This window comes from Verrucomicrobium spinosum DSM 4136 = JCM 18804 (genome assembly GCF_000172155.1).
In the GTDB taxonomy this organism is placed as follows: domain Bacteria; phylum Verrucomicrobiota; class Verrucomicrobiia; order Verrucomicrobiales; family Verrucomicrobiaceae; genus Verrucomicrobium; species Verrucomicrobium spinosum.
The window spans coordinates 2,738,422-2,756,200 of sequence record NZ_ABIZ01000001.1 but is presented as its reverse complement, the minus strand read 5'-3'; the positions used below and the strand labels follow the sequence as shown (position 1 = coordinate 2,756,200).

Sequence of the window (17,779 nt, the reverse complement as noted above, 5' to 3'; positions counted from 1 at the left end):
TTCGGATATCACTTGGGAGCCCGCTGTTTTTCGCAAGGCTTATGGGCAAGTCGCCGTCTTGTGCAGGGTTGACTTCCTCGCACCATGGCCGCCCCCCTGTCCGCACGCCCCCTGATTGCCGCGTTGCTCCTTTGCGGCAACGTCCTCATGCCCGCCCAAACCACGAATACAGCGCCCCCGGCAGATGATCCGCTCACCCCTTGGCGCACGGGCGTGCGCATCCGCCCCGTTTCTCCAGAAAAGGATCGCCACACAGTCCATTCCTATTTCAATACCTGCCCGGAGAGTCCTGATGGCAGCAAGGTGCTCTTCTTTGTCTCCACCTCGCCCGACAGCCACACGGGGGAAGTCTGGATCCGCGACCGCAAGACGGGCGAAGAGCGCAGGCTCAGCCCTCTACTGAAAGCTGAGGATGCCCACCGCGTCACCTGCCAGCAGTGGGTAAATGGGGGGCGCACCGTCAGCTACCATGGGGAACGCGATGGCAGTTGGTTTGTCGCTGCCGTGAATGTGGACGACTCCCCACCCGTGGAACGCATCCTGGCCCAAGATCGCCTCAGCGGCTGGGGCCAGCCGCAGGGCCAGGTAGTTCCCCTCTATGGACAACACTGGAATCCCGGCGCGCACCGCAACCTCGAACTGGTGAATGTGGTCACCGGGGAAATCACCACCGCGCTCAAGGTGGAAGACGTGACCCAGCAGTACCCAGACTGGTTTTCAAAGGCCTATGCTGGCAAGGAAGTCTCCATCTTCTTCCCGGTGCTCAGTCCCAAGCTCGACCGGGTGTTCTTCAAGATGGCCTCCGCCAGCGGCCCCGACCCGCGCAGCGGCGCAGCGAGTGTGAGACAGGGCCTCATCTGCTATGACCTGCAGAACCAGCGCTTCCTCTACCAGAACGAGCGCTGGGGACACCCCTCCTGGCATCCGGATGATCGGCACATCGTGGAGACCACGTTCACCATCTTCGACAGTGACAACGGCAAGTCCCAGCGCACGCCCGGTCTTCCTGTGGCCCGGGGTGACCACCCCTCTGTCAGCCCAGATGGCCGCCTGCTCGTCACCGATACGACGATGGACCGGTTTGGAAGCGACTCCAACCACTGGGGCATCATCCTGGCCGACGCACGCGGTGGGCAGCACCTCATGCTCCATCAGTTTCAGAACAACGAGGGGGCCCGCTCCTGGCGGCGCTCCCACCCCCATCCGGTTTTCAGCGCAGACGGCAGGCGCATCTATTTCAACGTCAGCGAAGGCCCCTGGACCCGCCTGTACGTGGCGGAGATCGGGGCGGCACAGCCTTGAGGCAATCTGCCGTATCAGGCCATGGGATGATTTGGCGAAATTTCGCGCTGCGCCTGCGCGTCTTTTCTGCCTGCCCTGCTCAATCGAAGCACAGCACGGCGCTCGTTTCCCGCCATGATTCGTCCCTACCGTCTCCCTTTCGCAGCCGCCCTCCTCGGCCTTCTGCTCGCTGGTGCCAGCTGCCTTGTTGCAGAAGAACCCACCGTGACGGCCCGACTCAATCTCCCCTACAAGGAGAGCAGCGCCACTCTCACGGACTATGAAACTACGCGTTGCAAGCTGGACCTCTACACCCCCGCCGGCCCTAGGGCGCCGCTTCCGGTGATCGTATGGTTTCATGGTGGCGGCATCACTGCTGGCGACAAGGGGAGCAAGGACACCACCGCCGTGGTCACCCGCATGGCTCAAGATGGCTTTCTGGTCGCCTCTGTTAACTACCGCCTGAGCCCCAAGGCCACCTACCCCGCCTATCTGGAGGATGCCGCAGCAGCCGTAGCCTGGGTGCTGAAGAACGCGGCCGATCATGGAGGTGATCCAAAGAAGGTCTTCGTCGCGGGGCACTCCGCCGGCGGCTACCTCACCACCATGCTCGCGCTGGATGAACGCTATCTGGGCAAGCACAACCTCAAGCCTGGGGACCTCTGCGGATACATCCCGGTGGCGGGCCAGATGATTACCCACGCAGCCGTCCGTGCTGAGCGCGGCATTGCCAAGACCACCATGATCGTGGACGAGGCCGCCCCACTCTACCACGTCCGCAGTGACATTCCCCCCATGCTCATCCTCTATGCGGAGAAGGACATGCTTTTGCGGGCTGAAGAAAACCGCTTCTTTGCCGAGGCTCTCACCGCCGCAGGCTGCAAGAACTTCCAGATCCGGCAGGTGGACGGCCACGACCACGGCGGCGTGGGCAACCGCATGGCCGACGCCAACGACTCTGGCCGCGCCATGATGGTCAAGTTCATCAAGGAGCACCTGTAATCTCTTTTCACTACCTACCTCTTACCGCTCACCACTTACCAGTCACCGCTCCCATGCTCCGTCGCGCCATTCTCCTCCTCCCTTTCCTCATCCTCTGTGCCCCACAGCTTCTCGCAGAAGAGACCGCACCGTCCACCGTCAAGTTGCTCACGGTCGGCAATAGTTTTTCCGCGAACGCCACCAAGCATCTTCCCGGCCTGGCCAAGGCCGGTGGCAAGACCCTGATCCACACGCCGCTGGTTATCGGCGGGGCCAGCATGCAAGTGCACCTGGACAAGGCCAAGCTGCATGAAGCCAATCCCAAGGATCCCAAGGGGCTCTACACCAACAAGCGCGGCCTGAAAGAGTGGCTCGCTGCCGATCAATGGGATGTCGTCACCATCCAGATGGCCAGCATCAAAAGCCACGACATTGCCAACTACCGGCCCTCCGCCAGTGAGTTGCGTGATTACATCAAGAAGTTCGCCCCCAACTCCGAGATCGTGGTGCATCAAACCTGGGCCTACCGGGTGGATGATCCCCGCTTCACCAAGCCGTCCGAGAAGCCCGGTGAACCTGCCACCCAGGAGGCCATGTACACAGGGCTCACGAGCGCCTACAACACGATTGCCAGGGAACTCGGCGGACTGCGCATCATCCCCACCGGCGACGCCTTTCACATCGCAGACAACGATCCTCAATGGCGCTTCCAGCCGGACACTGCCTTCAATCCAAAAGCCGCGAAGCAGGGCGAACTGCCCAATCAGAAGCACTCCCTGCACATGGGCTGGCAGTGGAAGAAGGGCAAGGATGGCAAGACCACCCTGGCCATGGACGGTCATCACGCGAACATCGCCGGTGAGTATCTCGGAGGCTGCTGCTTCTTTGAAGTGCTCTTCAAACAAAGCTGCGTGGGCAACACCTATGTGCCCAAAGGCCTGACCGCCGAAGATGCCCGCTATCTGCAGGAGACTGCGCACAAAGCCGTGGCCGCAAGAGGCATCGAGACCGCAACAGCGCAACTCACCGTTGCCAAGCAAGTCGTAGATTCACTCACTCACTCACTAAGGCGTGCACGGTCAACTGACGCCACGCCTATTTTGTGTTTATCCGACGTCGCAAGCCGTCTTGCCCGCTCCAATCTCATCACCTCCTCCACCTGGCGGCGCAGCCGCTTTGGGACTGCGGTGAGCATCACCGCTTTCGCCTGCGGGATGGACTTCCTGCCTTCCAGCATCCTCGCCAGCATATTCTCCTTCAGCTTGCCTCAAGTTTCACCGGCTCCAGAGCTTTGCCCCTCTGCCTGATGATCTGCGAAGGCGGCCGTAGTTGTCGACGTCAGGAGGCACACGCTGAAGCGTCTGCAGGCCTCGCCTTCCCGCCAAGTCACCAAGTTTAGAGATGCTCACGCACTCCACAAGCTTGAGGCAAGTCGCATGCCCGCTTCCGCCCCTGACGCCCTGTAGGGCAAGCGCCCCGCTTGCCACGCGTCACCCCTGATGAGGCAACCGAAGCGGTCGCCCTACAGACCCAGGGTGGTTGAATCCGGGGTCGGGAACAGAACCCCCAAAGACCTTCGCACACCCAACCTGCCCCTGACGCTGTAGGGCAAGCGCCCCGCTTGCCGCGCGCCGCCCCTGATGAGGCAACCGAAGCGGTCGCCCTACAGACCCAGGGTGGTTGAATCCGGGGTCGGGAACAGAGCACCCAAAGACCTTCGCACACCCAACCCACCCCTGACGCTGTAGGGCAAGCGCCCCGCTTGCCACGCGCCACCCCTGATGAGGCAACCGAAGCGGTCGCCCTACAGACCCAGGGTGGTTGGATCCGGGGTCGGGAACAGAACCCCCAAAGACCTTCGCACACCCAACCCACCCCTGACGCTGTAGGGCAAGCGCCCCGCTTGCCACGCGCCACCCCTGACTGAGGCAACCGAAGCGGTCGCCCTACAGACCCAGGGTGGTTGGATCCGGGGTCGGGAACAGAACCCCCAAAGACCTTCGCACACCCAACCCACCCCTGACGCTGTAGGGCAAGCGCCCCGCTTGCCACGCGCCACCCCTGACTGAGGCAACCGAAGCGGTCGCCCTACAGACCCAGGGTGGTTGAATCCAGGGTCGGGAACAGAGCCCCCAAAGACCTTCGCACACCCAACCCACCCCTGACGCTGTAGGGCAAGCGCCCCGCTTGCCACGCGCCACCCCTGACTGAGGCAACCGAAGCGGTCGCCCTACAGACCCAGGGTGGTTGTATCCGGGGTCGGGAACAGAACCCCCAAAGACCTTCGCACACCCAACCCACCCCTGACGCTGTAGGGCAAGCGCCCCGCTTGCCACGCGCCACCCCTGACTGAGGCAACCGAAGCGGTCGCCCTACAGACCCAGGGTGGTTGTATCCGGGGTCGGGAACAGAACCCCCAAAGACCTTCGCACACCCAACCCACCCCTGACGCTGTAGGGCAAGCGCCCCGCTTGCCACGCGTCACCCCTGAGGCAGCAGCAGATCTCATCACGCTCAAGAGCCGGATGCGTTTCCTCGCTCCGCTGCCAAAGCCGGTTGGCACAACCGGACTACGCCCGGGAAGGCAGCTGAACGTAGTGCAGAGCTTTAGCCCGGTATTGGGAGACGTGGGTAGCGCGACTGAACAGGCTGAAGCCTGTGACTACTTTGCTGCGCCGGGAAGCATTCTCTTGGGCACTTGGGCGTGCTCTACGGGGAAACATTGCAGACGCTTCAGAGGCACCCACCGTTGACTCGCTCAGGGCTCGTCCGACGTTAGATCCCCGCTGGGATCAGCCGGTTGTAGGCGGAGGCAGGCGGGGTGGGCGAGTGGAAAAGCTCCGGCGGATGTTGACCGTTTTGTCTCAAATTGCCCGTTCCTTGCCTGCCGCCTCCGCAAGCCCCCGTCACACACCCCGACCATTCCACAACCATCACCAACCCCCTTCTCCCTCTTCCCTTTTCCCATATCCCTCTCCCAGTACTTTTGTACCCAATTCCCACCCATCTCTGACCGGCTCGGTCTCAACAGGATAGATCCCCTCAACCTGTCTGGTAGTGATGCATTCGCCTCGCACGCACTCTCCTGCGCCGTTCGCTTTCCAGCTTTCCGCCATCTCCAACCTCTCATTTTTCGCCCCATGGCCGATTCCCCTCCCCGCTCCCGCACTGACTCGTCCACTGAAGCCTCGCCGGATTCTCCGCGACGTGAGTTTTTGCGTCGAGCAAGTCTCGGCCTTGTTGGCTTGCCTTTCGCCCCAGCTTTTTTGAGTACCGCCCCGGGTGCCCGAATTCTTGCCGCAGCGCCTGCCGCGACTCCATCCCCCGCCACCACAGCCGCGGCTACCCCTGCACTGGCTCCGCTCAATCGCTTTCCCCGCATGATGCAGGAATGGCTGGTGAACCAGGTGCGTGCGGTCGAATCCCAACAGAATCAGAAACGGGCGGCCCTCAAGACTCAAGCCGATGCTGAAGCCTATGTGGCATCTGTGCGCGATCGCATTCGCACCTGCTTCGGACCGGAGCCAGCAAAGACGCCCCTCAACGCCAGGGTCACCCGGACCGTCGAACGCGACACCTACCGGATTGAGAACGTCATCTTCGAAAGCCGCCCCGGCCTGCTCGTCACAGGGAACCTCTACTTGCCCCTCGGCCGCACGGGGCAAATGCCCGGAGTGATTGGAGTCTGCGGACACTCTCTCAACGGCAAAGCAGCCGACGCCTACCAAAGCTTTGCCCAAGGGCTCGCCCGCATTGGCTATGTTTGTTTCATCATTGATCCCATTGGCCAGGGTGAGCGCTTCCAGTATCTGGCCGAAGGTACGCTGAAATCCCGGTTCAGCCCCGGGGTGAGCGAACACATCCAATCCGGCAATCAACAGGCACTGGTGGGCGAGTTCCTGGGTGCCTGGTTTGCCTGGGATGGCATTCGCGCTCTGGACTACTTGCTCACCCGCCCTGAAGTCGATCCCAGGCAAATCGGCCTCACGGGCAACTCCGGTGGCGGCACCCAGACGACGTGGATCTGCGGACTGGACCCACGCTTTACCATGGCCGCGCCCGCCTGCTTCGTCACCACCTTCCGCCGCAACGCGGAGAACGAGCTGCCCGCCGATACGGAGCAATGCCCGCCTGCCGCATTGGCTCTCGGCCTGGACCACAGTGATTTCCTCGCTGCCATGGCCCCCAAGCCCGTAGTCATTGTGGCGCAAGAGAAGGACTTCTTTGATGTGCGAGGCAGCATGGAGGCCTATGAGCGCCTCAAGCATCTCTACGCTCTCCTGGGCAAGCCGGAAAACATCCAGCTCCACATCGGTTCAGATTACCACGGTTATTCCCGGGAGAACCGCGAGGCCATGTACCGCTTCTTCAACAAGGTGACCGGCGTGTCCACCGTCACGAGCGAGCCCGACCTCGTCATCGAAAAGGACGAGACGCTCTGGTGCACCACGAGCGGGCAGATCAGTGAGTTAAAGCCTCGAACCGTATCTTCACTCACTGCCGAGACCGCAAAACAACTCGCCGCCACCCGGCCCCGCCTGACCGGCCCCAAACTCGTGGAGGCCGTCAAGAGCACGCTTAAACTCACTGTAGCAGCACTCGGCACCACCGCTCCTGAGTACCGCATTCTCCGCCCGTCCAGCGGGCGCAAATATCCCGCGAAGGGCAGCAGCACCTATGCGGTGGAAACTGAGCCCGGCATCCAGGCCCTCGTCACCCGGCTCCACGACGCCTCACTTGTCTCGCGTCCCCCGCAAGGCGGCACCCGGGCCATTCTCTACGTCGCCCACCGTTCCGCTGATGCGGAACTCCGCTCCGAACCCCTCGTGGCAGAACTGGTGGACGCCGCCGTGTATGCCTGTGACGTGCGAGGCATCGGCGAGTCCCAGCCGGACACCTGCGGAGCGGATCAATTCCTGAAACCCTACGGCAGTGACTATTTCCTCGCTGCCCACGCCATCATGCTGGACCGCCCTTATCTGGGCCAGAAAGTCGGCGACCTCCTCCGGGTCATTGCCTGGCTCAAGGCCCAGGGCCATCAAGACATTCATCTCGCCGGACGCGGCTGGGGGGCACTTGCAGCCGCTTTCGCGGCCCTCCTCTCCCCTGCTGTCACCCAGGTCACCTTGAAAAACGCGTTGGTGTCCTACGAGCTCATCGCCACCACAGAGGACTACAAGTGGCCCTACGCCGCGCTGCTTCCCGGAGTGTTGAAGCAATTCGATCTGCCGGACATCTACGCAGCCCTTCAAGACAAGAAACTGGAGAACCTTGAGCCTTGGGGTGCCATGGATGGCATGAATACCTAGAATACATAGCACCAGCCGCCCATTTCCCGGCTGAGGCAGAAGGCGACAGAGGGGCGTACTGAGTGATCAGTACGCCCTCGATATTTTTCGGTCGCCCATGTGCCTTCCATCCCGACGGAGACCGTCGGACCACCCCTGAGGCAGCGTCCCCCACATTTCCCGTCCAAAAAACATCCGAATTCATCCTTCCTATGGGGACGCCTGCCCACCCATTACTTGCAAATCGAAACATCACCTCTGAAACACCCCCTGCTTCAAGACGTATTCTTCCACCGCATTCCCCAGCGCTTCCTCACTGAACCCGCCCTGGTCTGATTGCCTTCCCCGTCTTCCCGTGTTCCCCCAAATACGGCAGGACGTTCAGATGACTTCCCCCAATGATTGCCCCCACCTGGAATCCGCTTCGCTCCACCGCTCCCCTCTCCAAATCAAGTGCCCTGCTCCGTCCTCGCCTCTCGATGGCGCTGGCAGTGCTGGCCGCCAGCGCCAGCCCCAACGGTCTGGCAGGAGCCGCTGAACCGTCTGCCACAGCCACCTGGGACAAGGACATTCGCCCCCTCTTCACGCAGTACTGCTATGACTGCCACGGCGGGAAGAAGACCAAGGGCGGCGTGAATCTCAAAACCTTGGACGCAGATCCCAAGGTGGGCACCGAGTTCGAACTCTGGAAGAAGGTCAAGGACTCCATGCATGGCGCAGAGATGCCTCCTGAGGATGATCCCCAGCCGAAACCCGAGGAGAAAGCCCGCCTCATGGCGTGGCTGAACCATTCGCTTGAGTCTGCCGCTCTGGCCAATGCGGGCGATCCCGGCGTGGTGACGATCCGACGGCTCACCAATTCCGAATACGACAACACGATTCGCGACCTCACAGGCCAGGACTACAAGCTTGCCAAGGAATTCCTGCCCGATGGCGGGGGCGGCGAAGGCTTCTCCAACGTGGGTGACGTGCTTTTTGTCAGTCCCCAGCAGCTGGACAAGTACCTGGCCGCGGCCCGGCAACTTGCCGATCACGCCAGCATCCTGCCTGGACGCGGCATCAGCTTCCAAAGCCAGCGCGTCGGCCTTCGCGGACCGGAGCAGATCCGGGATCAGGCGGAGCAGTCCCTGTATGTCTGGTACCAGAAGATGGCGGCCCCTTACCTGCCCAAGGATGGGGACGACATGCGCGAAGGTGACTACATGCTGGCCTGCTGGAAGTTCAAACATCGTGAGCAGACCGGAGCCACCTCCCTGGAGGCCTTGGCCAAAGAGGCTTCACTCTTCCCCGCCTTTCTGGAGAACTGGTGGACGATGCTCAACAACGACAAAAGCAACTCCCGGTTCCTGGACATCACCCGCAATGCCTGGAAGGACTTGCCCGGCCCCGATGCAGCCAAGCCCCGGGAAGTGCCCTCAGTCGTCCGCGAGAAGATCCTCGCCATTCAGGCAGAGCGTCGCTCATGGTGGGACCCCAAGCGCCCCGGCACCGGCGTGCAACGTATGCAGCAGGATGCCGATGGATTGCGGCCCTATGGCTTCGTCCGGGAAGTGACCGGGCACAGAGAAGTGAAACTCGTTGCTGGTGATCTTGGCGACGGCAATCGTGGGGACTGGGTCCATTTCACAGAGCTGATGGTGACCCGTGGCAAGAAGACGGAACCCTACCTCGTGTGGCTGCGCCGCCAGCTGGAGGTGGATCGCAAAGCCGTCCAGACTCCCGGTGCCGATGCCAACACTCTGAATCAACGCATCACCTCGGGTGAGAAAGTGCTGGCCCAATTCGGCAAGAACCCTTTGGGTCCCGCCGTGAATGCGGACACGCTCGTCGTGCAGGCACCCCAGGTGATTCCCCTCCCTCTGCCAGAGGATGCCACCCTTTTCCGCGGCAAGGGCAGACTGGTGCTTGAGGGACCGGACAGCGACTTCGCCACCATGCAATGGACGGCCGTCGTCGGCCATGCCCCCGACCCGCAGAAGATCATCCCGGGAGTGCTCACGCTCTGGAAACGCCAGACGGAAGCCGCCCGCAACACCATGGCGGACTTCAGCCGGATGAAGACTGCTTTCCCAGACGAGTACCTGCGACGGATGGAAGAGGTCTCGCGCAACTTCCAACGCGGCGGCAAAGGCCCGGGCGTTTACTACCTGAGTGATGCGCAGCTCGCCTCTCTCCTCTCTCCACAAGAGAAGGACCGCATGGCCCGCATGCTCACCGACTGGAGGTTGGTGCGATCGCTCAAGCCCAATCCCAAGGATCTTAATGAATGGGACGAGAATCTGAAGGGGCATTTGCTGCACTTTGCCAAAAAAGCCTGGCGCCGCCCGCTCACGGAGGGTGACAAGCAGCAGATCACCCAGCTCTACGCGGACGCCCGCACTCGCGACCTGGATCGTGAGTCCGCTGCCCGGGAGGTCCTGGTGCGCATCTTCATCTCCCCGGATTTTGTGTTCAAGCTGGAGGAGGCCAATGAGCCCGGCGAGCACCCGGTGAAGCCATGGGAGCTGGCCGCCCGGTTGAGTTATTTCCTTTGGTCATCCATGCCAGATTCCCGGCTCACCCAGACCGCCGCGGATGGCAGTCTGCTCAAGAAGGACACCCTTGCCGCGGAAGTACAGCGTCTGCTGCGTGATCCGCGAGCCCGCGCTCTGGCAGACGAGTTCGCCGGACAGTGGCTGTCGTTCAACGGCTTCTCCAAGCACAGCACGGTGGACGGCGGGAAGTTTCCTGAGTTCACCCCTGAACTGCGGGCCGACCTCTACCGCGAGACCTCGGAGTTCTTCGCCTACCTCATTCGTGAAGATCGTCCGGTAAAGGAAATTATCCTCGCAGACTACACCTTCCTGAACGAACGCCTGGCCAAACACTACGGCGTCCCGAATGTCACCGGCAGTGAGTTCAAAAAGGTGGCTGTCGGCCCCTACCAACGGGGCGGCATCCTCGGCATGGGCAGCATTCTCACAAAGACCTCCTATCCCCAGCGCACCAGCCCCGTACTGCGCGGAGACTGGCTGCTGCACGCGGTGCTGGGTGCCCCCACCCCGCCGCCCCCGCCGGATGTACCCCAGCTGGATGACAGCGCCGCCAAGGCCACCACGCTCCGCCAGAGACTGGAAGCGCACCGCGCTGACAAGGCCTGTGCCTCCTGCCATGACAAGATCGACCCCCTGGGCTTCGCGCTGGAGGGCTATGACGCCATCGGCCGCCTGCGCACTCAGGACGATGGCGGCCAGCCCATTGATGACTCCGCCCAGGTCAGGGGCGGTGCCTCGTTCAAGGGCCTGACGGGTTTGAGGGAATATCTCAGCTCCCGCGAAGACGAATTCAACGCCGTGTTCTGCCGCAAGCTCGTGGGCTATGCTCTGGGACGCAATGTGCTGCCCACCGACAAGCCTCTCCTCGCCGCCATGCAGGAGGAAATGAAGAAGTCCGGCGGCCGGTTCTCTGCTGCGGTCCTCACCCTGGTGCAGAGCCGCCAGTTCCAGCACCGCCGGAATGAATAACCGCCCTCCCGTGTTGCGTAATAGTCTATAACCGAATCGCCGTCCTTTCCCCGCTAAAAAAAGCCCATCCCTGCACACGAACCTGTCCCCATGAGCTCCTTCAACACCCGCCCCGTCAGTCGTTCCTCAGGATTGTCCCGCCGCCATTTCCTCCGTGGAGCAGGCGTCGCCCTCGGCCTTCCCTGGCTGGAATCCATGAACGCCTGGGGCAGCGCCACCCCTTCGGCAAAGGGAGCCCCGCGCCGGTTCGCCGCCATGTTCATGGGGAACGGCGTGAATCCTCACCACTGGGGCGCGACGAACGGCCCCGGCGGCATGGAGTTGATGAAGACGCTCAGCCCGCTGGCGCCGGTGAAGGACAAGCTTCTCGTCTTCAAAGGTCTGTGGAATCCCACCACCGTGGCCGGCCCTGGCGGTCACTATCCGAAGATGAACGTGCTTTCCGGCCTGACCGTGAAGCAGACCACCACGGATGTGCAGGTGGGCACCACCATGGACCAGCTCATGGCCCAGGAGTTGGGCAAGAACACCCCTGTTTCCAGCATCGTTCTGGGCACGGAAGGTCCCAAGTACAGCACGGACAGCGGCTACACCTCCATCTACTCCGCCTACATTTCCTGGAGCAGCCCCACTGCACCCGCACCCAAGGAAATCTATCCCCAGCAGGCCTTCGACCAGCTCTTTGACGACGGCTCCAAGCGCAAGCGTGACAAGAGCGTGCTCGACCTCGTGCTCGGCGATGCCAACAGCCTGCGCAACAAAGTGAGCCGCCGCGATGCCCTGAAGCTCGACGAGTACTTCACCTCCGTGCGCGAACTGGAGCAACGGATCGAAAAGGCCGACGCCTTCAGCAAAAAGGAAACCGACGGCAATGGCTGGTCACCTGCCATCAAGTCCCCCACTTTTGCCCGCCCCGCCGCAGGCATCCCTGCTGACGTGCGCGATCACTTGCGCCTCCAGCTGGATATCATGGTGCTGGCCCTCCAGATGGACCGCACCCGCATCGCCACCATGATGCTCAACAATGACCTTTCCCAGATGAACTTCGGTTTCCTGGGCGGCATCAAGGGCGGCCAGCATGAACTCTCCCACCACGCCAACGATCCAGAACGGCTGGCCATGTACCAGAAGGTGAACGAGTACCACATGCAGCTCATGTGCGAGACCCTCCAGAAGATGGATGCCACCAACGAAGGTGAACGCTCGCTGCTGGACAACAGCATGATTCTCTTCTGCTCCAGCCTCTGGGACGGCAATGCCCACGACTCCCGCCAGCTCCCCGTGCTTCTCGCCGGTGGCGGTGGCGGCACCATCCGCGGCGGTCGCATGCTCGACTACAGCCAGAACGAGAACCGCAAGCTCTGCCGCCTGCACCTCTCCGTCATGGAACGCATGGGCATGAAGATGCACAAGTTCGGCGACGCGGACTCAGCGTTGCCGGAGTTGGCTTAGCGGCCAGCGGGTGGAAGCACCCGCCAGCCGGCCCATCTTGTAAATCTGTCAGAAATCTTGTTAATCCTGTCTACAATTTCCTCTCCTGATCCCGCAAATACCTCCGGGCCTTCCGCGCTGCGGCCATCACCTCATGCGGTTCGCCTCTTCCCGCGATCTCCAACATGATCGAGCCCTGAAAGCCGCTGTCATCAAGCTTCCTCAGGACGTTAACCCAGTCGATGTGACCCTCTCCGGGAGGCAGGTGGTCGTCATGGTGGCCCGCATTGTCGCTGGCATGCATCATCTTTAAATAGCCGGCGAGCTTGTGCATGGCGCTGTCCAGATTGCGGGCAAGGTAGGCGTGCCCGGTGTCGAGGCACACACCGACGTGCGTGGTCGTCATGGCACCGAGGATCCACATCATATCTGGGATGTTGCCGAACAGCAGGTGGGACAATTTGTTCTCCAGGACACACAACACCCCCAGCTCCTGGCAACGGGTGGCAATGGCGCTGAGAGAACGGGCCACGTGCTCAAGCCGCCACCATCGCTCGTCCCCTGTAGGATAGAGCGCGTGCTCTGGCCCGGGATGAATCACAAAATGCCGCGCTCGAAGCACGGCGGCGGCTTCTGCGGCCACCAGTACCTCCTTCACCCCTTGCTCACGTCGTTGCGCGTCAAGGGAGGTAATGTCGATGTGGTCGGCAAAGGGGGCGTGGAACGAGTACGCCTCGATCCCGAGGTCTGCCATTCTCTCGGCAGCCCGGTGTACCGCACCCGTATCGTGGTAGTTCAAATGCGCAGGAAACGAGCAGATCTCCACGAGGTTGAACCCTCCGGAGCCAATCGTTTCCAGACAGTCAAAGATGCTCTTCTGGTAGAAACAGCCCGTGGAAAGGCCGATGGCCCAGTCTCTCATGTTGCCTCCTGTGTAAAAGTGATTCCCGGAACCGCCCGATATCATGCCCGCAATCTGCCACCAGGCAAAGATTCTCCTCCTGGGCGGAGCGGCAGTTGAAGTCCACCAAGTCATCGACCCCTGTGGCAAAGAGACCGCTGAAGAGCCGGGCGTAGAAGTCCGCACGCGTCGCGGGGTCACACAGAAACCACTGCTCCCCCCACTCATGATGCTCACGCTCATACTTGGAGCGGATAAGTCCACCGATGTGCCTGGGATGCCAGCCCAGGGCCAGCATCACTCGTACCACCCTTTCTGCACAGGCCGGGCGCAGCAGCAGGTCGTTGGGCTTCTCCAGGATGAGCCGCACACATGGCGGCACTTCAGAAAGATCTGTCCGGTCATAGGTTTCCGGCCATCTGTCTGCCGGATCATGCTCGGCCTCATAAAACCAGTCGTGAAATTTCCTCAACCTTGAGACCGCATAGTCCTCCACCAGGCGCTCCATGGCTTCTGAAGCATCCGGGATGCGGGTGGAAGATCTCTCCGCCAGCCGGTTCACTTTTCCCACCTCCCGCATCATCTGCAAGGCCCGCCCCAGCCGCACGCCGGCTGGCATGGGAATGCTGAAGATGGGAGGCATGCTGTCCACCGCCTCCGAGCCCAGCTTCCACGTCTGCTGTCGCGGTTTGAGGTAAACACTGAACGGCACCCTCACCGCCCTTGCGATGAGCGGATCGGCATACTCTGTGATGTCCACCGATACCATCTCACGGCCATGATCATCCGCGCCCACTTCTATTGCCGCCATCTCCACCGGGATCTCGCATTCCCCCGCCGCCACCGTCTTCACTTGATGGGCCAGATACTCCATCACCAACCCCAGACCGGCAAAGGCCTTCCCCAGTTCAGGCTCCACGAGCTCCCCAGTGGGCGCGGGCGAGTTTTCATAGAGCCGCTCAAGCGTGTCGGAAAGCCGGCCAAACCCGGCCAGCTTCTGAAAAACCTCGCTCTCCCTGCGCACCTGCCACACAAAATGGTGCCCCCGCCCGGTCAGCAAATGCAGCGGACGGATGCCGTAAGAGAAAAGAATGTCCTTCACCGCACGCTGCACAGGCTGTTGCAGGGAAAAGCCGCGTTCCGGATCGAGGTAAATCTCCCCAGGCCGGTCGAAGTTCACGTACTCAATGTCCAGATGGGCCAGGAGATACTCGTGATCCCAGAGGGAACGATTGATCTCAGATCCCCCGTTCAGCCAGCCGGGCAGTTCCTTCAACGGATACCGCCGCCGATACATCGACTCAGACTCCGTGCCGGGCGCGAAGTACACGGCAGTCCCCCCATCTGGGAACCTTCCGCCGAGAAACTCCCCGATCCGGCGTTGAATGGCGTCCCCTGCGTAAAAGCCGCGACGCTGTTGAACGTTAAGTTCCATGATCAGGAGAAACGACAATTAAATCCACCAACCGAATGCGCTCTTCTCAGCAGAGTGAGACCTATGCGGGCTCATCCCCTTTCTGAAAGATCGTTCATCCAGCCGAACTCGGCCTTGCGAAGTTGCAAGCACCCTTTGTGGCAGCGTCTTGGATGACGCAGTTACACCGGCATCATCTTCAAGACACTATGCACAGAACAGTCATGACCAAAGGTGGGGCCATGGCTAGGCCACCGCCTTCACACGAGAAGCCAGCGCCACACTGGCCAGGCTGGCCGCGATCGCGATCCATCCCAGCGTGGGAAAGTGGAGGAGCTTGCCGGTGAGCGCGTCCTTTACCACGATGTGCCCCCCCAGCATGGAAGCCGCCCCGGCCGCGAGGTCGCGTACGCTGCTGTTCAGGCTCATAAAGCTGCCGCGCAGACGCGCTGGCACCGCTGAGGTCACGATCGCCTGGCCCGGAATGAACCGACCGCCGCCGAACACAAAAAAGAGCGCCGCTACCAACATGATAACCGCCAGATGAGACGGCCCTTGATTCGCAATGAGGTACACCGGCAGCAGCGCTCCCACGATCATGATCGCAAAAAGCCGCAGACGGCCATAGCGATCCGCCATTCGTCCTACCACCGGCGACGTCAGAAAGCTGGCGACACCCCCTGCCAGGTAAAAGTAGGACAGATCCTTCTCTGCCAGCCCCGCATTGGCCACCATGCTAGGGCTTAAGAAGGGAATGATAACGAAGTGGCCGAACACCATCACCATCATAAATCCCAGAGCGGTGAGGGTGTTGCGATTCGTCAGCAACTCAAACAGGCCCGCAATGGCCTGCTTGGTGTGCTGCCCCGCTGCGGCCAGATGCCCACGGAGATTGGGAAAACGCAGCAACGTCACCAACCACACCACCGAGCCCATTGCCACCACAATGAGGAACGGGGCATGCCAGCTCCACACCGCCGCCAGCCAGAGACCAACCGGCACCCCCAGGATGGAGGCCAGCGCAAAGGAGGACATGATGATACCCATGGCCGAAGCCCTCCGTTCCAGCGGCACGATGTCGCCCACGATTGTCAATACCATCGCCCCTGACACTCCTCCAAAGGCCCCGCTCACGATGCGTGCCATGAGCAGCGTTTCATAGGTGGGCGACAATGCACAGGCCAACGTCCCCAACAGAAATCCGGCATAGCAGAAGAGCAGGGCCACCTTCCGGTCAAATCGATCCACCAGAAATGCACCAAGTAGCCCCGCCACCGCCGCACTGAACGTGTAGGAAGCCACCAGATTGCTGAACTGGTGAGGCAGGATCTGAAACAGTCTCATCAACTGCGGCCCCAGCGGCATCATGACCATGAAGTCCAGGATGTGCGTGAACTGGACGGCAGCAAGAAGGAGCAGCAAGGGGCGCTCCGGAAGCGGGGGTTTGGACATGCGGAGGGGTTTGCGAGAAGGAGGCGCTTAGGGTGTACGCCTCCCCCTGTCGATGGGTGCCGAACTTTTTTGCCCCCCAGAGACTTCACACTCAGGGATTTCCTGAAGGAGCGTGCTTTTTGAAAAAGGGCTCCAGCCGGGCGCGCAGCTTTTCCTGCTTGGCCTGCCCCTCTGCCATACCGAGCTGCGCCCCTTTCCTCATCAACTGGGGCAGCGCTGTGAGGGACTTGCGGCCCAAGGGGCTTTCATAGAAGGCAGTCAGTCCGGTAAGCTCCTCCTCGGTAAAATTCTCCGCATAGAGCTTGATGGTCTCGGAGAAGATCTTGGCGTGGTCGAAGTCCTCCATGAACCATGAGCGGAAGATCCCCTCCAATTCCTTGGAGTCCGTCGGATTCAGCTTCATCTTTTCCGACATATTGTTGATCATCGGCATCATCGCCTCGAAGCCGCTCGACATCTGAGCCTTCAGATCAATGACCTCCGCCAGCTTCTCCGCAGCCTTCAGGGCACCGGACGTTGGCTCTTGCCCGTTGGCAGAGGTGAATGCGAGCACGATGGCAACGAGTGGAAGCAGCATTTTCATAAGCTTGAGTGCGACCCAGTTGGCACTGGAGCCGGCAGGATAAGGGAGAACGTGAGTGAGCGGAAAAATTCCGCGTTCATCTTGCCGTTGCCCACCCCAGCCTGACAAGCACTGATTGCCGGCAATCGTCCTGCCGCCTGTCAGCTCCCACGCTGCCCCGCCTTGGGCTCCAGAGCCAGACTCACTTTCTCGGTGAAAAGTCGGTCCAGGCGCACCTTCAACTGCTCCCGCTTGGCCTGGCTTTCCGCAGCCGCCATCACGACACTGCGTTTCATGAGTTCCGGCATGACAATCAGTGCCTTCCGCCCAGCTGGCGTGCTGTAGAACTCCGCCAGGACGATCAACTCCTCTTCAGAGAAAGTGCTCGCGTAAAGTTTGATCGTCTCTGTCAGAATCTTGGCGTGGTCGAAGTCCTCCAAGTACCAGTCGCGAAAGGTGCTCTCCAGGGCCTTCCGCTCCTCTGGTGCCATCATCATGCTGTCCGCCATGCCCTTGATCATCGGCATGAGTGCTTCAAAGCCGCCCCCCATCTGCCCCTTCAGATTCATTACCTCAGCCAGCCTCTCCGCTGCCTTCAGGCTTCCCGCCGGAGGATTGACATCATTCGCGGGCACCTGCGCCATGCCAACTCCTGCAAATCCTACCAACGCAGCGACGACAGACAGAAGATTTCTCATGATCTGGGCAAAGAGCTAGTGACGAGTGGGGGGGAAACTCGCATAAGAAATTGGACTATTCATAATTTGCATATCGCCTCTATTTAGCAAGCAATGTTTATCGTTTCGAGAAAAGCCGTACCACCAAAGGGTTAGCGTGAGTCCAGAGGTGGGTGCGTCAGGGGATGCCAGGATCTGCTGTGGTCCTAGGAGTGCCTTGGGACCGAAGGCCTTGGGACGGCCAGCACGTCCCCAATACTTCCATGCGATCCCCCTCCGTTCACTTCCC

Annotated in this window: 11 protein-coding genes; 6 read left to right on the top strand and 5 right to left on the bottom strand. The window is 61.2% G+C overall.

From position 1 onward, the window contains the following. Positions 1-84 precede the first annotated feature (84 nt). The 6 genes from VSP_RS11215 to VSP_RS11190 all read left to right on the top strand — a co-directional run bounded on the left by VSP_RS11215 (position 85) and on the right by VSP_RS11190 (position 12,505). Positions 85-1,302 carry a TolB-like translocation protein gene (locus VSP_RS11215; protein ID WP_009960676.1) on the top strand — a complete coding sequence of 406 codons (1,218 nt, stop codon included), beginning with the start codon at positions 85-87 and terminating at the stop codon, positions 1,300-1,302. A gap of 114 nt (positions 1,303-1,416) precedes the next feature. Then, a complete protein-coding gene (locus VSP_RS11210) occupies positions 1,417-2,283 on the top strand; it encodes an alpha/beta hydrolase (RefSeq protein WP_009960674.1) in 867 nt (288 codons plus the stop codon). A gap of 53 nt (positions 2,284-2,336) precedes the next feature. After that, the gene (locus VSP_RS34965) at positions 2,337-3,569 is read left to right on the top strand and encodes a DUF4886 domain-containing protein (protein WP_009960673.1); all 1,233 of its coding nucleotides are present in this window, start codon (positions 2,337-2,339) and stop codon (positions 3,567-3,569) included. A gap of 1,959 nt (positions 3,570-5,528) precedes the next feature. Beyond that, a complete protein-coding gene (locus tag VSP_RS34960) occupies positions 5,529-7,571 on the top strand; it encodes an alpha/beta hydrolase (protein ID WP_198141360.1) in 2,043 nt (680 codons plus the stop codon). A gap of 377 nt (positions 7,572-7,948) precedes the next feature. Beyond that, positions 7,949-11,053, top strand: coding sequence for a DUF1592 domain-containing protein (locus tag VSP_RS11195; RefSeq protein ID WP_009960671.1), 3,105 nt, complete (start codon positions 7,949-7,951; stop codon positions 11,051-11,053). Positions 11,054-11,143: 90 nt separating this feature from the next. Next, positions 11,144-12,505, top strand: a complete 1,362-nt coding sequence (locus tag VSP_RS11190) for a DUF1552 domain-containing protein (RefSeq protein ID WP_009960670.1) — start codon at positions 11,144-11,146, stop codon at positions 12,503-12,505. 70 nt (positions 12,506-12,575) lie between these two features. Here the strand turns inward: VSP_RS11190 and VSP_RS11185 are convergent, their stop codons facing one another. From VSP_RS11185 to VSP_RS39270, 5 genes are all read right to left on the bottom strand, one after another. Continuing rightward, positions 12,576-13,406, bottom strand: coding sequence for a sugar phosphate isomerase/epimerase family protein (locus VSP_RS11185; RefSeq protein ID WP_009960669.1), 831 nt, complete (start codon positions 13,404-13,406; stop codon positions 12,576-12,578). Beyond that, positions 13,348-14,820: a hypothetical protein gene (locus VSP_RS42165; RefSeq protein ID WP_009960668.1), complete on the bottom strand. Its 1,473-nt coding sequence runs from the start codon at positions 14,818-14,820 to the stop codon at positions 13,348-13,350. Before VSP_RS42165 ends, VSP_RS11185 begins: the two co-directional genes overlap by 59 nt. A gap of 225 nt (positions 14,821-15,045) precedes the next feature. Continuing rightward, entirely contained in the window at positions 15,046-16,251 is a 1,206-nt protein-coding gene (locus tag VSP_RS11175) for an MFS transporter (protein WP_009960667.1), read from the bottom strand. Positions 16,252-16,342: 91 nt separating this feature from the next. Continuing rightward, positions 16,343-16,834 (bottom strand): DUF2059 domain-containing protein, encoded by a 492-nt coding sequence (locus VSP_RS11170; protein WP_009960666.1) that lies wholly within the window; start codon positions 16,832-16,834, stop codon positions 16,343-16,345. A gap of 140 nt (positions 16,835-16,974) precedes the next feature. After that, entirely contained in the window at positions 16,975-17,511 is a 537-nt protein-coding gene (locus VSP_RS39270) for a DUF2059 domain-containing protein (RefSeq protein WP_156345943.1), read from the bottom strand. Positions 17,512-17,779: the final 268 nt, after the last annotated feature.

Bases quoted from the DNA above. Each gene is read 5' to 3' on its own strand.
- VSP_RS11190 (WP_009960670.1), top strand. From the start codon at position 11,144: ATGAGCTCCTTCAACACCCGCCCCGTCAGTCGTTCCTCAGGATTGTCC.
- VSP_RS42165 (WP_009960668.1), bottom strand. From the start codon at position 14,820: ATGGAACTTAACGTTCAACAGCGTCGCGGCTTTTACGCAGGGGACGCC.
- VSP_RS34965 (WP_009960673.1), top strand. From the start codon at position 2,337: ATGCTCCGTCGCGCCATTCTCCTCCTCCCTTTCCTCATCCTCTGTGCC.
- VSP_RS11185 (WP_009960669.1), bottom strand. From the start codon at position 13,406: ATGAGAGACTGGGCCATCGGCCTTTCCACGGGCTGTTTCTACCAGAAG.
- VSP_RS11195 (WP_009960671.1), top strand. From the start codon at position 7,949: ATGATTGCCCCCACCTGGAATCCGCTTCGCTCCACCGCTCCCCTCTCC.
- VSP_RS11215 (WP_009960676.1), top strand. From the start codon at position 85: ATGGCCGCCCCCCTGTCCGCACGCCCCCTGATTGCCGCGTTGCTCCTT.
- VSP_RS39270 (WP_156345943.1), bottom strand. From the start codon at position 17,511: ATGAGAAATCTTCTGTCTGTCGTCGCTGCGTTGGTAGGATTTGCAGGA.
- VSP_RS11210 (WP_009960674.1), top strand. From the start codon at position 1,417: ATGATTCGTCCCTACCGTCTCCCTTTCGCAGCCGCCCTCCTCGGCCTT.
- VSP_RS11170 (WP_009960666.1), bottom strand. From the start codon at position 16,834: ATGAAAATGCTGCTTCCACTCGTTGCCATCGTGCTCGCATTCACCTCT.
- VSP_RS11175 (WP_009960667.1), bottom strand. From the start codon at position 16,251: ATGTCCAAACCCCCGCTTCCGGAGCGCCCCTTGCTGCTCCTTCTTGCT.